Annotated in this window: 13 protein-coding genes; 7 read left to right on the top strand and 6 right to left on the bottom strand. The window is 68.2% G+C overall.

The window, feature by feature from the left end; all coding sequences use genetic code 11:
- Positions 1-4: 4 nt before the first annotated feature.
- Positions 5-1,252, bottom strand: coding sequence for a branched-chain amino acid ABC transporter substrate-binding protein (locus tag H5407_RS12260; RefSeq protein WP_183104736.1), 1,248 nt, complete (start codon positions 1,250-1,252; stop codon positions 5-7).
- Between the two features lie 110 nt (positions 1,253-1,362).
- Entirely contained in the window at positions 1,363-3,021 is a 1,659-nt protein-coding gene (locus H5407_RS12255; RefSeq protein WP_183104735.1) for a 3-(methylthio)propionyl-CoA ligase, read from the bottom strand.
- A 173-nt stretch (positions 3,022-3,194) separates the two neighbouring features.
- On the opposite strand from H5407_RS12255, the gene H5407_RS12250 reads away from it, so the two are divergent.
- The 5 genes from H5407_RS12250 (at position 3,195) to H5407_RS12230 (ending at position 7,008) form a co-directional block, all read left to right on the top strand.
- Positions 3,195-4,694, top strand: a complete 1,500-nt coding sequence (locus tag H5407_RS12250; RefSeq protein ID WP_404935627.1) for a protein adenylyltransferase SelO — start codon at positions 3,195-3,197, stop codon at positions 4,692-4,694.
- Positions 4,691-5,098, top strand: a complete 408-nt coding sequence (msrB, locus tag H5407_RS12245; RefSeq protein ID WP_183104734.1) for a peptide-methionine (R)-S-oxide reductase MsrB — start codon at positions 4,691-4,693, stop codon at positions 5,096-5,098. The genes H5407_RS12250 and msrB overlap by 4 nt, the downstream gene beginning before the upstream one ends.
- A gap of 24 nt (positions 5,099-5,122) precedes the next feature.
- A complete protein-coding gene (locus H5407_RS12240; RefSeq protein ID WP_183104733.1) occupies positions 5,123-5,782 on the top strand; it encodes a septation protein A in 660 nt (219 codons plus the stop codon).
- Positions 5,779-6,069 carry a BolA family transcriptional regulator gene (locus H5407_RS12235; RefSeq protein ID WP_183104732.1) on the top strand — a complete coding sequence of 97 codons (291 nt, stop codon included), beginning with the start codon at positions 5,779-5,781 and terminating at the stop codon, positions 6,067-6,069. Before H5407_RS12240 ends, H5407_RS12235 begins: the two co-directional genes overlap by 4 nt.
- 138 nt (positions 6,070-6,207) lie before the next feature.
- Positions 6,208-7,008 (top strand): peptidylprolyl isomerase, encoded by an 801-nt coding sequence (locus H5407_RS12230; protein WP_183104731.1) that lies wholly within the window; start codon positions 6,208-6,210, stop codon positions 7,006-7,008.
- Positions 7,009-7,233: 225 nt separating this feature from the next.
- Here the strand turns inward: H5407_RS12230 and H5407_RS12225 are convergent, their stop codons facing one another.
- Entirely contained in the window at positions 7,234-7,947 is a 714-nt protein-coding gene (locus H5407_RS12225; RefSeq protein WP_183104730.1) for an ABC transporter ATP-binding protein, read from the bottom strand.
- 28 nt (positions 7,948-7,975) lie between these two features.
- Between H5407_RS12225 and H5407_RS12220 the strand changes: the two genes are divergently transcribed.
- Positions 7,976-8,590, top strand: a complete 615-nt coding sequence (locus tag H5407_RS12220; protein ID WP_255501215.1) for an arylesterase — start codon at positions 7,976-7,978, stop codon at positions 8,588-8,590.
- A 7-nt stretch (positions 8,591-8,597) separates the two neighbouring features.
- On the opposite strand, the gene H5407_RS12215 is transcribed toward H5407_RS12220, so the two are convergent.
- Both H5407_RS12215 and def read right to left on the bottom strand, forming a co-directional pair.
- Complete coding sequence (locus tag H5407_RS12215; RefSeq protein WP_183104728.1) at positions 8,598-10,712, bottom strand: DUF6600 domain-containing protein; 2,115 nt, start codon at positions 10,710-10,712, stop codon at positions 8,598-8,600.
- A 101-nt stretch (positions 10,713-10,813) separates the two neighbouring features.
- Positions 10,814-11,350: a peptide deformylase gene (gene def / locus H5407_RS12210; protein WP_183104824.1), complete on the bottom strand. Its 537-nt coding sequence runs from the start codon at positions 11,348-11,350 to the stop codon at positions 10,814-10,816.
- A gap of 52 nt (positions 11,351-11,402) precedes the next feature.
- Here def and H5407_RS12205 point away from each other — a divergent pair, with 52 nt between their 5' ends.
- Positions 11,403-12,362: an MBL fold metallo-hydrolase gene (locus H5407_RS12205; RefSeq protein ID WP_183104727.1), complete on the top strand. Its 960-nt coding sequence runs from the start codon at positions 11,403-11,405 to the stop codon at positions 12,360-12,362.
- Positions 12,363-12,368: 6 nt separating this feature from the next.
- On the opposite strand, the gene ntrC is transcribed toward H5407_RS12205, so the two are convergent.
- Complete coding sequence (gene ntrC, locus H5407_RS12200; RefSeq protein ID WP_183104726.1) at positions 12,369-13,847, bottom strand: nitrogen regulation protein NR(I); 1,479 nt, start codon at positions 13,845-13,847, stop codon at positions 12,369-12,371.
- Positions 13,848-13,868: the final 21 nt, after the last annotated feature.

Genomic DNA, 13,868 nt, shown 5'->3' with positions numbered 1-13,868 from the left:
CGATTCAGGGGCGTTTCATTTGGCAGGAGGTGGGGGTGGAGGAGACGTACGAGTCGTACATCTTCAGCGGCACCAGCGTGTAGCCCGTGTTCTCCGGGCTGTACGGATATTTGGCATCCGCCTTGTTCCACACCGAGATGAACAGCGGCTGCTGCAGCTGGTGGTCGGTCTTGCGCACCTGCACCTCGCCGTTGAAGCTCTTCACCGTGAGCCCCTCCAGCGCCACCGCCACCTTGACGGGGTCGGTGCTCTTGGCCTTGGCCATGGCCTCGCCCAGCAGGCTGTAGATGTGGATCACGCTGCCGGTGTAGAAGTCGTCATTGAAGCGCTTTTTGTACTCGTCCATCCACTTGCCCATCTGGCCGCCCAGGTTGTAGTGGTTGTAGGACACCTGGAAGACCCGCCCGGCCGAAGCCGCGCCCAGGGCCGTGGGCGTGCCGCTGACGCCGGCATAGTAGGTGAAGAACTTGCCCGTGTAGCCGGCCTCGTTCGCCGCCTTCACCAGCAGGGTCAGGTCTGAACCCCAGTTGCCGGTGATGACGGTGTCGGCGCCGCTGGCCTTGATCTTGGCCACGTAGGGCGCGAAGTCGCGCACCTGGGCCAGGGGATGGAGGTCCTCGCCGACGACCTGGATGTCCGGCCGCTTGCGGGCCAGCATCTCCTTGGCGTACTTGGCTACCTGCTGGCCGTGGGCGTAGTTCTGGTTGAGCAGGAAGACCTTCTTGACGTCGGTCTGGTCCTTCATGAAGGTGGTGATGGCCTCCATCTTCATGGAGGTGTCGGCGTCCATGCGGAAGTGCCAGTAGCTGCACTTGCTGTTGGTGAGGTCCGGGTCCACGGCCGAGTGGTTGAGGTACAGCACCTCCTTGCCCGGGTTGCGTTCGTTGTGCTTGTTGATGGCATCGATCAGCGCGAGCGCCGCGCCCGAGCCATTGCCCTGGGTAACGTAGCGCACGCCCTGGTCGATGGCCGATTTCAGCGCATTGAGCGTCTCGGCCGGACTCAGCTTGTTGTCGATGGCGATGATCTCGAACTTCACGCCGGCCGGATTCGTGGCGTTGAACTTCTCGGCGAAGAACTGGAAGCTCTTGACCTGGTTCTGGCCCACCGGGCCCATGAGGCCGGACAGCGGATCGATCCAGGCGATCTTCACCGTCTCGCCCTTCTGCGCCTGGGCTCCCAGGCTCAGACCGGCCAGAAGCAGGGACGCTGCGAGGTGCCGCAGCTTGAACTCACGCGATGCAGTCAACATGGATGTCTCCTTCTGGCCCATTGGCGGGCCTGTTCTCGGTCTCAACATGTCATGCAGGGCCCGACCCGCCTGCCGGGCCTGCTTCAGCGAACGCGGTGGCCGGCCAGGCTTCAGGCCCCGGACAGGCGATGCTCGGCAAACTGCTGGCGCAGCTTGAGCTTCTGGATTTTGCCGGTGGCCGTGTGCGGGATCTCATCGACAAAGACCACATCGTCAGGGATCTGCCACTTGGCAATGCGGCCCTCGTAGAAGGCCAGCATCTCCTCACGGCTCAGGCTGGCGCCGGGCTTGCGCACCACCACCAGCAGCGGGCGCTCGTCCCACTTCGGGTGGCGGCAGGCAATGGCGGCGGCCTCGTGCACGGCCGGGTGGGCCATGGCGATGTTTTCCAGGTCGATGGAGGAAATCCACTCGCCGCCGGACTTGATCACGTCCTTGCTGCGGTCTGTGATCTGCATGAAGCCGTCGGCATCGATGGTGGCCACGTCGCCGGTGGGGAACCACAGGCCCGCATCGACGCCCTGCTCCTTCACCGGCACCAGGGCGGACTCGTTCTGGCCGAAGTAGCTGTTGATCACCCAGTGGCCGCGCACGACGAGGTTGCCGCTGCTGGCGCCGTCCCAGGGCTGGGCGTCGCCGGCATCGTCGATCACGGCCATGTCGATGCCGTAGATCACCTTGCCCTGCTTCTCCAGGATGCGGCGCTGCTCCTCCTGCGGCAGCTTGAGCTGGCGCGCGGTGAGCTTGGACAGCGTGCCCAAGGGCGACAGTTCGGTCATGCCCCAGGCGTGGATGACCTCGACGCCGTAGTCGTCCATCAGCGTGCGCAGCATGGCCGGCGGGCAGGCTGAGCCGCCGATCACCGTGCGCTTGAAGCTGCTGAACTTGAGCTTGTTGCTGCCCACGTGGTTCAGCAGGCCCAGCCAGACGGTGGGCACACCGGCGCTGAAGGTCACCTGCTCCGATTCAAAGAGCTCGTAGAGCGACTTGCCGTCCAGGTGCGGCCCCGGGAAGACCAGCTTGGCGCCCACGATGGCGCTGCTGTAGGGCAGGCCCCAGGCGTTGACGTGGAACATGGGCACCACGGGCAGGATCACGTCCTTGGAGGAGCAGTCCATGGCGTCCGGCAGGGCCGAGGCGAAGGCATGCAGCACGCTGGAGCGGTGGCTGTAGACGGCGCCCTTGGGATGGCCCGTGGTGCCGGAGGTGTAGCAGATGCTGGAGGCCGCGTTCTCGTCGAAGCTGGGCCAGGTGTAGCGGCCGTCCTCGGCCTCCACCAGCTCCTCGTAGCACAGCAGGCCTTGCAGGCTGGTCTGGGCCGGCATGTGGGCGCGGTCCGTCATCAGCACGTAGTGACGGATGTGGGGCAGCTGCGGCGCCAGCTTCTCGACCAGGGGCAGGAAGTTGAGGTCGAAGCAGAGGGTCAGGTCTTGCGCGTCGTTCGCGATCCAGGCGATCTGTTCGGGAAAGAGACGCGGATTGATGGTGTGGCAGACCAGCTGGGACCCCGAGCTGCCGTAGTAGATCTCGAGATGCCGGTAGCCGTTCCAGGCCAGGGTGCCGACGCGGTCGCCGGGCTGCAGCCCCAGCCGGGCCAGCGCCTGGGCCAGCTTGCGGGAGCGCAGCTCGCACGCGCGCCAGTTGTAGCGGTGCAGGTCGCCCTCGACCCGCTTGCTGACGATCTCGGTGTCACCCGAGTGCCGGGCCGCGTGCTGGATCAGCGAAGAGATCAGCAGCGGCATGGACATCATCTGTCCCATCAAGCCCATCAATGTCTCCTTGGTTCCTGCCCTGCGTGGGGCTGAACTCGAACGTATCGGACCATGTTAACCCTGCGCGGCGTGGCGGCTTAGTCACTCTCGTTACACTGGATCTCATGGTTTTCGACAAGGGCAAGCCCCCCTCTCTGGACCCGGGCAGCGAGGCCCTTGCCAATACCGCGATGGCCGCGATGGATTGGCAGGAGCAGCTGGGTCAGGTCCCCGTAAGGCATCCAGCCAGCTTCACCCGCCTGGGTGACGGCTTCCTGACACGACTCCCGCCCGAGCCGCTGGCCGCGGCGCACTGGGTGGCGCACAGCGAGCCCTGCGCGCGTCTGCTGGGCCTGCCGCCCGATTGGCGCAGCGAGGAAGCCCTGCAGGTCTTCAGCGGCAATGCGCTGTGGGAAGGCATGGATCCCTGGGCCAGCGTCTACAGCGGGCACCAGTTCGGCGTCTGGGCCGGCCAGCTCGGCGACGGCCGCGCCCTGCACCTGGGCGAGCTGCTGCACGAAGGCCAGCGCTGGGAGGTTCAGCTCAAGGGCGCCGGGCGCACGCCCTACTCCCGCCGCGGCGATGGCCGCGCGGTGCTGCGCTCCTCCATCCGCGAGTTCCTGTGCTCCGAGGCCATGGCCGCGCTGGGCATCCCCACCACGCGCGCCCTGTGCATCGCCGGTTCGCCCCAGGGCGTGCAGCGCGAGACGGTCGAGACCGCCGCCGTCGTGACCCGCGTGGCGCCCAGCTTTTTGCGCTTCGGCCACCTGGAGCACTTCGCGCACCATGGCCAGCATGAGGCGCTTCGCCTGCTGGTGGCTCATCTGCTGAGCCACCATGCGCCCGAATGCCTGGAGGCCCCGGTGCCGCCCGTGGCCTTCCTGGAGAAGATCGCGCGCCAGACCGCCGAGCTGCTGGCCGCCTGGCAGTGCGTCGGCTTCTGTCACGGGGTCATGAACACCGACAACATGTCCCTGCTGGGCCTGACCCTGGACTACGGCCCCTTCGGCTTCCTGGACGGTTTCGACCCCGCCCACGTTTGCAACCACTCCGACCACCAGGGCCGCTATGCCTACGCCCGCCAGCCCCAGGTCGCCTTCTGGAACCTGCATGCCCTGGCCCAGGCGCTGATGCCCCTGATCGGCGGCGACGAGGAGGCCGTGACCGAACTGCTGGGCGAAGCCCTGGAGCCCTACCGTCAGGTCTTCCAGCAGGCCATGCTGACGCGCATGCGGGCCAAGCTGGGCCTGGCCCAGGCCCAGCCCGAGGACCAGGCCCTGATCGATGACTGGCTGCGACTGCTGGCCCTGCACCAGACCGACTACACCATCGCCCATCGGCGTCTGTCCCATTGGCCGGCCATGGCCGAAGCTGAGGGCGGGCCGCTGCGCGATCTCTTCCTGGACCGCGAGCGCTTCGACCTCTGGGCCCTGCGCTACCGCGAGCGCCTGGCCCGCGAAGGCAGCATCGATGCCGAGCGCCTGCCCCGCATGCAGGCCGTCAACCCGGCCGTGGTGCTGCGCAACCATCTCGCCGAGACCGCCATCCGCCAGGCCCAGGCCGGCGATTTCAACGAAATCGAGCGCCTGCTGAAAGTTCTGCAGCGCCCGTTCGACGAACCGGTTCAAGCGTCCGATGCGGACTTCCCGCCCGACTGGGCCTCCCATCTCGAGGTGTCCTGTTCATCATGAGCCACAAGCCCTACCCCATCCAGAAGAGCGACGCCGACTGGCGCGCCCAGCTCGACGACATGCAGTACCAGGTGACCCGCCACGCGGCCACCGAGCGCGCCTTCACCGGCCAGTACTGGGACCATTGGGAGCGCGGCCACTACGACTGCGTCTGCTGCGGCACGCGGCTCTTCGAGGCGCAGACCAAGTTCGACGCCGGCTGCGGCTGGCCCAGCTATTGGGCGCCGGTGAACGCCGATGTGATCGAGCGCATCGAGGACCGCAGCCACGGCATGGTGCGAGTCGAAGTGCGCTGCCAGCAATGCGGCGCGCACCTGGGACACGTCTTCCCCGACGGCCCGGCGCCGACCGGCGAACGCTTCTGCATCAACTCGGCCGCGATAGACTTCGCGCCCGATGCCTGAGCCTCAGGCGCTGACACCCCCCTCATGAAGCTCCTGCTCGATTTCCTGCCGCTGATCCTCTTCTTCGGCACCTTCAAGATCGCCGAGTCGCACAAGGCAGCCGCCGCGGCCTTCGCGTCCTCGCACTTCGGCTTCATGGTGTCCGGCGGCACGGTGGGCCCCGAGGAGGCACCCGTGCTGCTGGCCACACTGGTGGTGATGGCGGCCACCTTGGCGCAGGCCCTCATCACCAAGCTGCGCGGCCACAAGATCGACCTCATGCTGTGGATCAGCCTGGGCCTGGTCGTGACCCTGGGCGGCCTCACCGTCTGGCTGCACGACGAGACCTTCATCAAGTGGAAGCCCACCGGCCTCTACTGGGGCATGGCCCTGGTGTTCCTGCTCAGCGACCTGCTCTTCGGCAAGAACCTGCTGCGCGGCATGATGGAGAAGGACGTGAAGCTGCCCGACTTCGCCTGGCGGCGCATGAACTGGGGCTCGGTGCTGTTCTTCATCGCCCTGGGTTTTCTGAATCTTTACGTAGCTTTTCACTACCCCACGGCGACCTGGGCCAACTTCAAGGTTTTCGGCGTGACGGGCCTGTTCGTGCTTTTCACGCTGGGCCAGGGGGTCTACATGAGCCGCCACATCGTGGAGTCTGCACCGGAGCAGGATGCTGGCACCGATAAGGAAGTCCTCCCATGAACACCCCCGCGACGCCCCTGCCCCGCGCCTCGCTGGTCGTCATCGAGCAGCGCCTGCGCGAAGGCCTGCAGCCCGAGCAGTTGGAGATCCAGGACGACAGCGCCCAGCACGCCGGCCACGCCGGCGCACGCGAGGGCGGGCACTACACGGTGCGCGTGGTCAGCGAGCGCTTCAGGGGTCTCACGAGGGTCGCTCGTCACCGGCTCGTATATGATTTGATGGCTGAGCTGATGCGTCAGGGCATTCATGCCCTGGTCATCGATGCGAAGGCCCCGGGAGAACCCTGAGCCGCACCGAATGGCGCCCCGAACCGGATGGTTCTGAGGGCGTCTGTTTTTATACAAACCTCTCCGCGTAACGCGGTGTATCACTGATAGAGCCGGCGGCAAGTTCGCCGGTGGAGTCTGTTGAAAGGCCCAATGTCCATGAAGAAGATTGTGCTCGCCGCCTCGATCGCGGCCCTGACCGCAGCTCTGGCTCCCCTGTCGGCCAGCGCCCAGAACATCGCGACGGTCAACGGCAAGGCCGTGCCCAAGGCTCGCGCCGACCAGCTGATCGAGCAGGTCACCAAGAATGGCCAGCCCCGCAGCCCCGAGCTGGAAACCCAGGTCAAGGACGAAGTGGTCCGTCGCGAAATCTTCATCCAGGAAGCCGAGAAGCGCGGCATCCCCGCCAGCGCCGACTACAAGACGCAGATGGAACTGGCTCGCCAGATGATCCTGATCCGCAGCCTGATGGAAGACTTCAAGAAGAAGAATCCCGTCACCGACGCTGAAGCCCAGAAGGAATACGAGCAGTTCAAGGCCGCCAACAGCGGCATGGAATACCGTGCCCGCCACATCCTGGTCGAGAAGGAAGACGAGGCCAAGGCCCTGATCAAGCAGCTCAACGGCGGCGCCAAGTTCGAGGACCTCGCCTCCAAGAACTCCAAGGACACCGGCTCGGCTGCCAATGGCGGCGACCTGGACTTCGCCAACCCCAACAACTTCGTGCCCGAGTTCTCCAAGGCCATGACCGCCCTGAAGAAGGGTGAGATGACCCAGGAGCCGGTGAAGTCGCAGTTCGGCTTCCACATCATCAAGCTGGAAGACACCCGCGAAGCCACCTTCCCGGCCTTCGACGACGTCAAGGCCCAGATCAAGCAGCGCATCGAGCAGCAGAAGATGGGCGAGTTCCAGCGCGAGCTGGTGAGCAAGGCCAAGACCGACTACAAGTTCGCCCAGTGAGCTTGAGTGCCCCTGGCGCTGCGTCTGCAGCGCTCTGAAGAACCCGGCCTTGTGCCGGGTTTTTTCATGCCTGCCGCTGTTGTGCACCGGCCGCCGCCTGAGGGACCGGTTCCCGTCGGACGGCAGCGCCCGAGCGATCGCCCGGATGGCGCGCGTCGCACCCAAGAGCGCTCGGCGCAGTCGGCGCTCGCCCCGGCACGAATGCCGCCGATCCGGCGCTGCCGGTCAGCCGGCATTGCCCCCTTGAGGATGAGGCCGATGGCCGTTGGGGCTGGCCAATTCCCCTGCCTCGATGCGGAGCTGCCGCTCGCAGCGTTCCGCGATGCCCAGGTCATGCGTGACCATCACCAGCGTGGTCCCGGCCTCGCGGTTGAGCTCGAACATCAGCGCCATCACCTGGGCGCCGGTGGCGAAGTCCAGGCTGCCGGTGGGCTCATCGGCCAGCAGCAGGGCCGGGCGCTGCACGAAGGCGCGGGCCAGGGCCACGCGCTGCTGCTCCCCGCCCGAGAGCACGCGGGGGTAGTGGTAGAGCCGCTGCCCCAGGCCGACGCGCTCCAGCATGGCCTGCGCCTGGGCGCGGGCCTCGCGGTCGCCGCGCAGCTCCAGCGGCAGCATCACGTTCTCCAGGGCCGTCAGGTTGGACAGCAGCTGGAAGTTCTGGAACACGAAGCCCACATGAGCCGCACGCAGGGCCGCGCGGGCGTCCTCGTCCAGCGCGTAGAGGTCCTGCCCCTGCAAGCGCACCGTGCCGTGGCTGGGCGTGTCCAGGCCGGCCAGCAGGGCCAGCAGCGTGCTCTTGCCGGAGCCCGACGCCCCAACGATGGCCACGGACTCCCGGGCCTGCAGGCTGAAGCTGATGTCATGCAGAATCTGCAGCTCGCCGGTGGCATCGCGGACGGTCTTGCCCAGGTGTTCGACTTCAAGAATGGATGCAGACATGAGGAGAGCGATGCAACGCCGGATGTGGATGGCCCACTGTAGCCTGAGCCTGGGCCTGCTGCTGGTGCCAGGCCTGGCGCGCGCGACGAAGCGCAAGATCCTGGTGCTGGGTGACAGCCTGTCCGCCGAGTACGGCCTCGCCCGCGGCAGTGGCTGGGTGGCCTTGCTGGAGGCGCGGCTGAAGGCGCAAAGGCGCGAGGTCGAGGTGGTCAACGCCAGCATCAGCGGCGACACCACCTCCGGCGGCCGCTCCCGACTCCCCGCCCTGCTGAAAAAGGAGCAGCCCAGCCACGTCATCATCGAACTCGGCGGCAACGACGCCCTGCGCGGCCTGCCCCTGGCCATGACGCGCGAGAACCTGCGTGCCATGGTCCAGGCCTGCAAGAAGGCAGGCGCACGGGTGCTGGTGGTGGGCATGCAGATGCCGGCCAACTATGGCGCCGCCTACGGCCGGGAATTCGCCGGCAGCTTCGAATCCGTCGCCCGAGAAGAGAAGGTGGGCCTGGTGCCCTTCCTGCTGGCGGGCGTGGCCGACCGGCCTGATGCGGAGGCCTGGTTCCAGGCCGACCGCATTCATCCCCTGGCCAAGGCTCACCCGCTGATGCTGGAGCAGGTGTGGAAGGGGCTTTCGCCCCTGCTCTGAGCGCGGCTCAGCGCTCCTCCTGGCGCCCCTTGCGCGGCACATTGTCCTGCTGGGCCGGACGGCCCGGACGCGCCTCCTCCTGGCGCTGAGGCGGGCTCACGCGCGGCGGCTCCGGCCCACGCACCGGTTCACGCGCCCGCTCGGGCTGGATCTGGCGCATGGGCACTTCGCGCTGCTGCTGCTCACGCTGCATCTGCTCGCGGCGCTGCTGCTCGCGTTGCTGCTGCTCACGCTGAACCTGTTCACGCTGCGCCTGCTCGTGCTGCATCTGGTCTCGCTGCTGCTGCTCGAAGCGCTGCTGGCGTTCCGCGCGTTCGACACGATCCTGCCGGTCCTGGCGTTCCTGTCGATCACGCTCGACCATGCGTTCGCGATCGACACGCTCCCGCTCCAGGCGATCGCGCTCCATGCGCTCCTGCAGACCACGGTCCGGCTGGACCTGTGGGACCGCGGTCTCGCGGCTCTCCGGGCGCACCGGCTGCTCCGGCAAGCGACGCAGGGGTGGGCCGTCCTCACGGCTCCTGGAGGGGGCGGGCGGGGTCGCGGTGGGAGGGATCGGTGGCTGAATCTGCGGCTGAATCTGCGGCTGGACTTGCGAATGCACAGGCGGCTGGACCGCAGGCTGGCTCGCCTGAGGCTGGGGCACAGCGCGCAGTGGCACGCCTCCCTCTTCCCGATCGCCGCGACCGCGGGGGTTGTCTCGGCGCACAGGCACCGGGTCCTGGGCGGCCGGATGTCCGGGCAAGACCGGCGCGGTCTGCACCACCGGGGCCTGAGGCACCAGGCCGCGCAGTGGCACGCCGGCGTCACCGCGGGCTTCCTGCGGTCGCCATTCCTGGCGGCTGGGGGCCTGGGGCAGGACGCGCAAAGGCACGTTGGCGTCGGTATTGGCCACGGCGCGCGCGGCCGCGTCACTCCAGATGCTCACGGCGCCCCGCACCTCGCGGTTGCTGCGCGGGGGCGGCAGGGCCGAGCCGGGGTGCACCACCGTCACCGGGTCGTGCTCGCGGTTGATGCGCTGGCCATAATGCGGGCTGTGGTGATAGCTGGGCACGTAGACTTCGCGCGGCGCCAGCGGGTACCAGCCATAGCGCGGCGGCCGAGAACCGATGCTGATGCCCACGCTCACCACCGGACCGCCCACCCAGGCGACCAGGGCCGGTGCATAGGCCGGGCGCGGAACGTAGCGACCGGGCACCCAGCACCAGCGCTCGCGCACCATGACCCAGCGGCCGTAGTGGAAGGGCGCGAAGCCCCAGGGCGCGTCGTCTACCCAGGACCAGCCCCAGTGCCGGGTCCAGACCCAGCGGCCATAGCGGTAAGGCGCCCAGTCCGGTGCCACCTGCTGCGGGATCCAGACGGTGCCGTACTCCGCGGCCTGCTCCCAGCGGCCGTAGCGGTCCAGGTCCTCGGCGCCGGTCATTTCCGGCGAGACATAGCGGTAGGCCGGCAGGTCGCCCTCGCTGCGGCTCATGCCCAGCAGCCAGTCTGCAAAGCGGTCGCGCTCCAGTACCTGGCGCTCGACGCGGGGGCCGTCGGCCCACCAGAACTCGGCCTGCTCATTGGGCTGCAGCCACACGGCCGGCGTGCCGGGCGCGCGGGCCTCGAAACGCAACTCGCCCTCCCAGTTGAAGGCACGGCTGCCGCGGTCCAGTTGGTCCACGCGGTACAGGCCCTTGCGGTCAAAGAGGAAGCGGCCCTCGCGGGTGCGCACCTGCAGCTCGCGCGCCGCCTCGGCATTGCGCAGGCGCAGGCCCAGTTGGCCGCGGGCGAGCAGGAGCTCGAGGTGGTCCTCGTCCAGGCGGCTCAGCTCCAGGTCGGCGGAATCATCCAGCCACAGACTGGTAGAGCCTACGCGCAGGGCCAGCCGGCCGTCGCGCTCGGTGCGGATGCGGTCGCCCTGACCAAGGGTCTGGTTGGGGCCGAGGCGCTGCCAGTCCTTGGTCTCGGCATCGAAGACCCAGGCCGTGCCCTGGGTTTCCGCCACGCGGGCCGCGCGTGTGGGCGGGTCCTCCGCCTGCGCGGGCAGGGCCCAGAGGCAGGAGGCCAGCACCAGCGCGCTGGCAAAGGCCCGGGTCAGGGGGCGCGGCAGGGACGCGCCCTGCAGGTGTCTCATCGTCATGGAGGCTCTCCTCGGCTGTCGCCCCAACGCAGCAAGGGGCCCGCCCGATGACGGACGGGATGTAACAAGTGGGCGATGGCCGCCCCCGCCTCGCCCGGGCTTCAGTCGTCGCTGTTCGGATCGAGGTCCGGGAACAGCACCGAGGTGTAGCCGAAGCGGCTGAAATCGCGGATGCGCGAGGGGTAGAGCCGGCCGATCAGGTGGTCGCACTCGTGCTGCACCACGCGGGCATGGAAGCCTTCGGCCTCGCGCTCGAGGGGCCGGCCCTGGGGGTCAATGCCGCTGTAGCGAATGCGCTTGAAGCGCGGCACGACGCCGCGCAGGCCCGGCACCGAGAGGCAGCCTTCCCAACCCTCCTCCTCCTCGTCGCCCAGGGGGACGATGACGGGGTTGGCCAGCACGGTCAGCGGCACCGGCGGGGCCTCCGGATAGCGCTCATTGCGCTCAAAGCCAAAGATCACCAGCTGCAGGTCCACGCCGATCTGCGGTGCGGCCAGGCCGGCGCCATTGGCGGCCTTCATGGTGTCCAGCATGTCCTGGACCAGGGCCTCCAGCGCCGGCGTGCCGAACTCGCGCACCGGTTGGGCCTGGCGCAGCAGGCGCTCATCCCCCATCTTCAGCAGTTCCCTCACGGCCATCGGAGAGCCCTCGTGCATCAGTTATCGTTGCAGGCCATTCTAGGGAGCCTGCATGCCACCGTATCTGCTGTCCTTGGGTACAGGCCTGTACCGCATCGACACCGCCTTCCAGCGAGACGATTTCGACGCCGCCTATCTGATCATCGACCAGGGCCGCGCCGCCTTCATCGACACCGGCACCAACCATGCCGTGCCGCGCCTGCTTGGGGCGCTGGCCCACCTGGGCCTGGCACCCGAGGCGGTGGACTGGGTGATCCCCACCCATGTGCACCTGGACCATGCAGGCGGCGTGGGCCTGCTGATGCAGTCTCTGCCCTCGGCCCGCCTGCTGGCCCATCCGCGCGGCCTGCGCCATCTGGTGGACCCGCGTGCCCTGTGGGCCGGCGCCCTGGCCGTCTATGGTGACGAGGAGATGCAGCGCTCCTACGGCCAGCTTCAGGCCGTGCCCGCCGAGCGCGCCGAGGCCAGCATGGACGGACAGCGCCTGCACGTTGGCGGCCGCGAGCTGCTGCTGATCGACACACCCGGGCATGCCCGCCACCACCACTGCATCTTCGACGCCCAGAGCGGCTGCTGGTTCACCGGCGACACCTTCGGCCTCTCCTACCGCGAGTTCGACGTGGACGGCCGCCCCTGGCTCTTCCCCACCAGCACGCCCGTGCAGTTCGACCCGCCCGCGCTGAAGCAGTCCATGCAGCGCATGCTGGACCTGCGCCCGCAGGGCATGCTGCTGACGCATTTCGGCCGCGTCGGCCACAGCGAAGCGGAGGTGCGCGAGCTGCACCAGCATCTGCTGGTCCTGCTGGACGAGACCACGGCGCTGAGCCTCTCGCTGCGCGAGGCCGACGATCGCCATGAAGCGCTCAAGCAGGCGCAGGCAGCCCTCTACCTGCGCGCCCTGGCCGACCACGGCTGCACACTGCCGGTCGAACGCCAGCTGGCGCTTCTGGCCATGGACATCGAGCTCAATGCCCAGGGCATCGGCGTTTGGCTGGACAAGCCCGCCGCCTGAGAGCGATCAGACGTCCAGGCCCAGTTCCTGGATCTTGCGGGTGATGGTGTTGCGGCCGATGCCCAGCTTCTGGGCGGCCTCGATGCGGCGGCCACGGGTCATGTCCAGGGCCGTCATGATGAGGCTGGCCTCGAAGCGGCGGCACAGCTGGTCCCAGACCTCGGGCTCGCCCGCCGCCAGCAGGCGCCGGGCCTCGCGGGCCATCTCCGCGACCCAGGCATCGGGTCCGCCACCGAAGCTGGGCAATGCCGGGCCGCTGCTGACGAAGGCCGAGGCTGCGACTGCCGGCTGAGGGGCCTCGCCGGCCACCGCCGCCTCCACGCAGCGCTCGGCCTGCAGCAGCTCCTGCGGCAAGTCCTTGGCCTCCACCTGCTGGGAGGGCGCCATCACGCTGAGCCAGTGGCAGATGTTCTCCAGCTGCCGCACATTGCCCGGGAAATCGAAGGCGCACAGCGAGGCCAGCGCCGCCTCGGAGAGGCGCTTGGGCTCCACGCCCAGCTCGGTGGCGCTGCGCTGCAGGAAGAAGCGCGCCAGCACGGGCACGTCCTCCCGCCGCTCACGCAGGGGCGGCAGGCGCAGGCGGATCACGTTGAGGCGGTGGAACAAGTCCTCGCGGAAGGCGCCCTGGCGCACCCGTTCCTCCAGGTTCTGGTGGGTTGCAGCGATCACCCGCACATTGCTGCGCAAGGGGCTGTGGCCACCCACGCGGTAGTACTGGCCGTCAGACAGCACGCGCAGCAGGCGGGTTTGCAGGTCCAGAGGCATGTCGCCGATTTCATCGAGGAACAGCGTGCCACCCTCGGCCTGCTCGAAGCGGCCACGCCGCGTGGCCTGGGCGCCGGTGAAGGCGCCGCGCTCATGGCCGAAGAGCTCGGACTCCAGCAGGTCCTTGGGGATGGCAGCCGTGTTGATGGCCACGAAGGGGCCATCGGACCGCGGGCTGTGCTTGTGCAGGGCCCGCGCGACCAACTCCTTGCCCGAGCCCGACTCGCCGGTGATCAGCACCGTGACATTGCTCTGCGAAAGCCGCCCGATGGCGCGGAACACGTCCTGCATGGCTGGCGCCTGGCCCAGCATCTCGGGCAGTTGGGCGGCCGACTCCTGTTCGACCGCCGCCTCGCGCAGGCTCTCCTCCTGCGCCCGGCGGATCAGCTCCACGGCGCGGGAGAGGTCGAAGGGCTTGGGCAGGTACTCGAAGGCGCCGCCCTGGAAGGCCGAGACGGCGCTGTCCAGGTCGGAGTAGGCCGTCATGATGATGACCGGCAGGCCTGGATGCTTCTCCTTGACCTTTGCCAGCAGGTCCAGGCCCGAGCCCCCCGGCATGCGGATGTCGGAGACCAGGACCTGGGGGCTGTCCTCTTCCAGGGCCGCCAGCAGCTCGCGCGTGTTCGAGAAGCAGCGCACCGGCAGCCCCTCGCGCGTCAAGGCCTTCTCGAGCACGAAGCGGATCGAGTGGTCGTCATCAACAATCCAGATGGATTTCATGCAGCTCTCCCCTTTGCCACC

Source organism: Mitsuaria sp. WAJ17, from assembly GCF_014174515.1.
Taxonomy (GTDB): Bacteria; Pseudomonadota; Gammaproteobacteria; order Burkholderiales; family Burkholderiaceae_C; genus Roseateles_B.
The sequence above is the reverse complement of the archived record's forward strand: the minus strand, read 5'-3'. Positions and strand labels throughout refer to the sequence as shown.

What these genes read in the sequence shown, in the direction of transcription:
- H5407_RS12240 (WP_183104733.1), top strand. Translation starts at nt 5,123, where the DNA reads ATGAAGCTCCTGCTCGATTTCCTGCCGCTGATCCTCTTCTTCGGCACC.
- H5407_RS12250 (WP_404935627.1), top strand. Translation starts at nt 3,195, where the DNA reads ATGGCCGCGATGGATTGGCAGGAGCAGCTGGGTCAGGTCCCCGTAAGG.
- H5407_RS12255 (WP_183104735.1), bottom strand. Translation starts at nt 3,021, where the DNA reads ATGGGCTTGATGGGACAGATGATGTCCATGCCGCTGCTGATCTCTTCG.
- H5407_RS12215 (WP_183104728.1), bottom strand. Translation starts at nt 10,712, where the DNA reads ATGACGATGAGACACCTGCAGGGCGCGTCCCTGCCGCGCCCCCTGACC.
- def (WP_183104824.1), bottom strand. Translation starts at nt 11,350, where the DNA reads ATGGCCGTGAGGGAACTGCTGAAGATGGGGGATGAGCGCCTGCTGCGC.
- H5407_RS12260 (WP_183104736.1), bottom strand. Translation starts at nt 1,252, where the DNA reads ATGTTGACTGCATCGCGTGAGTTCAAGCTGCGGCACCTCGCAGCGTCC.
- H5407_RS12225 (WP_183104730.1), bottom strand. Translation starts at nt 7,947, where the DNA reads ATGTCTGCATCCATTCTTGAAGTCGAACACCTGGGCAAGACCGTCCGC.
- H5407_RS12235 (WP_183104732.1), top strand. Translation starts at nt 5,779, where the DNA reads ATGAACACCCCCGCGACGCCCCTGCCCCGCGCCTCGCTGGTCGTCATC.
- msrB (WP_183104734.1), top strand. Translation starts at nt 4,691, where the DNA reads ATGAGCCACAAGCCCTACCCCATCCAGAAGAGCGACGCCGACTGGCGC.
- H5407_RS12205 (WP_183104727.1), top strand. Translation starts at nt 11,403, where the DNA reads ATGCCACCGTATCTGCTGTCCTTGGGTACAGGCCTGTACCGCATCGAC.
- H5407_RS12220 (WP_255501215.1), top strand. Translation starts at nt 7,976, where the DNA reads ATGGCCCACTGTAGCCTGAGCCTGGGCCTGCTGCTGGTGCCAGGCCTG.
- ntrC (WP_183104726.1), bottom strand. Translation starts at nt 13,847, where the DNA reads ATGAAATCCATCTGGATTGTTGATGACGACCACTCGATCCGCTTCGTG.
- H5407_RS12230 (WP_183104731.1), top strand. Translation starts at nt 6,208, where the DNA reads ATGAAGAAGATTGTGCTCGCCGCCTCGATCGCGGCCCTGACCGCAGCT.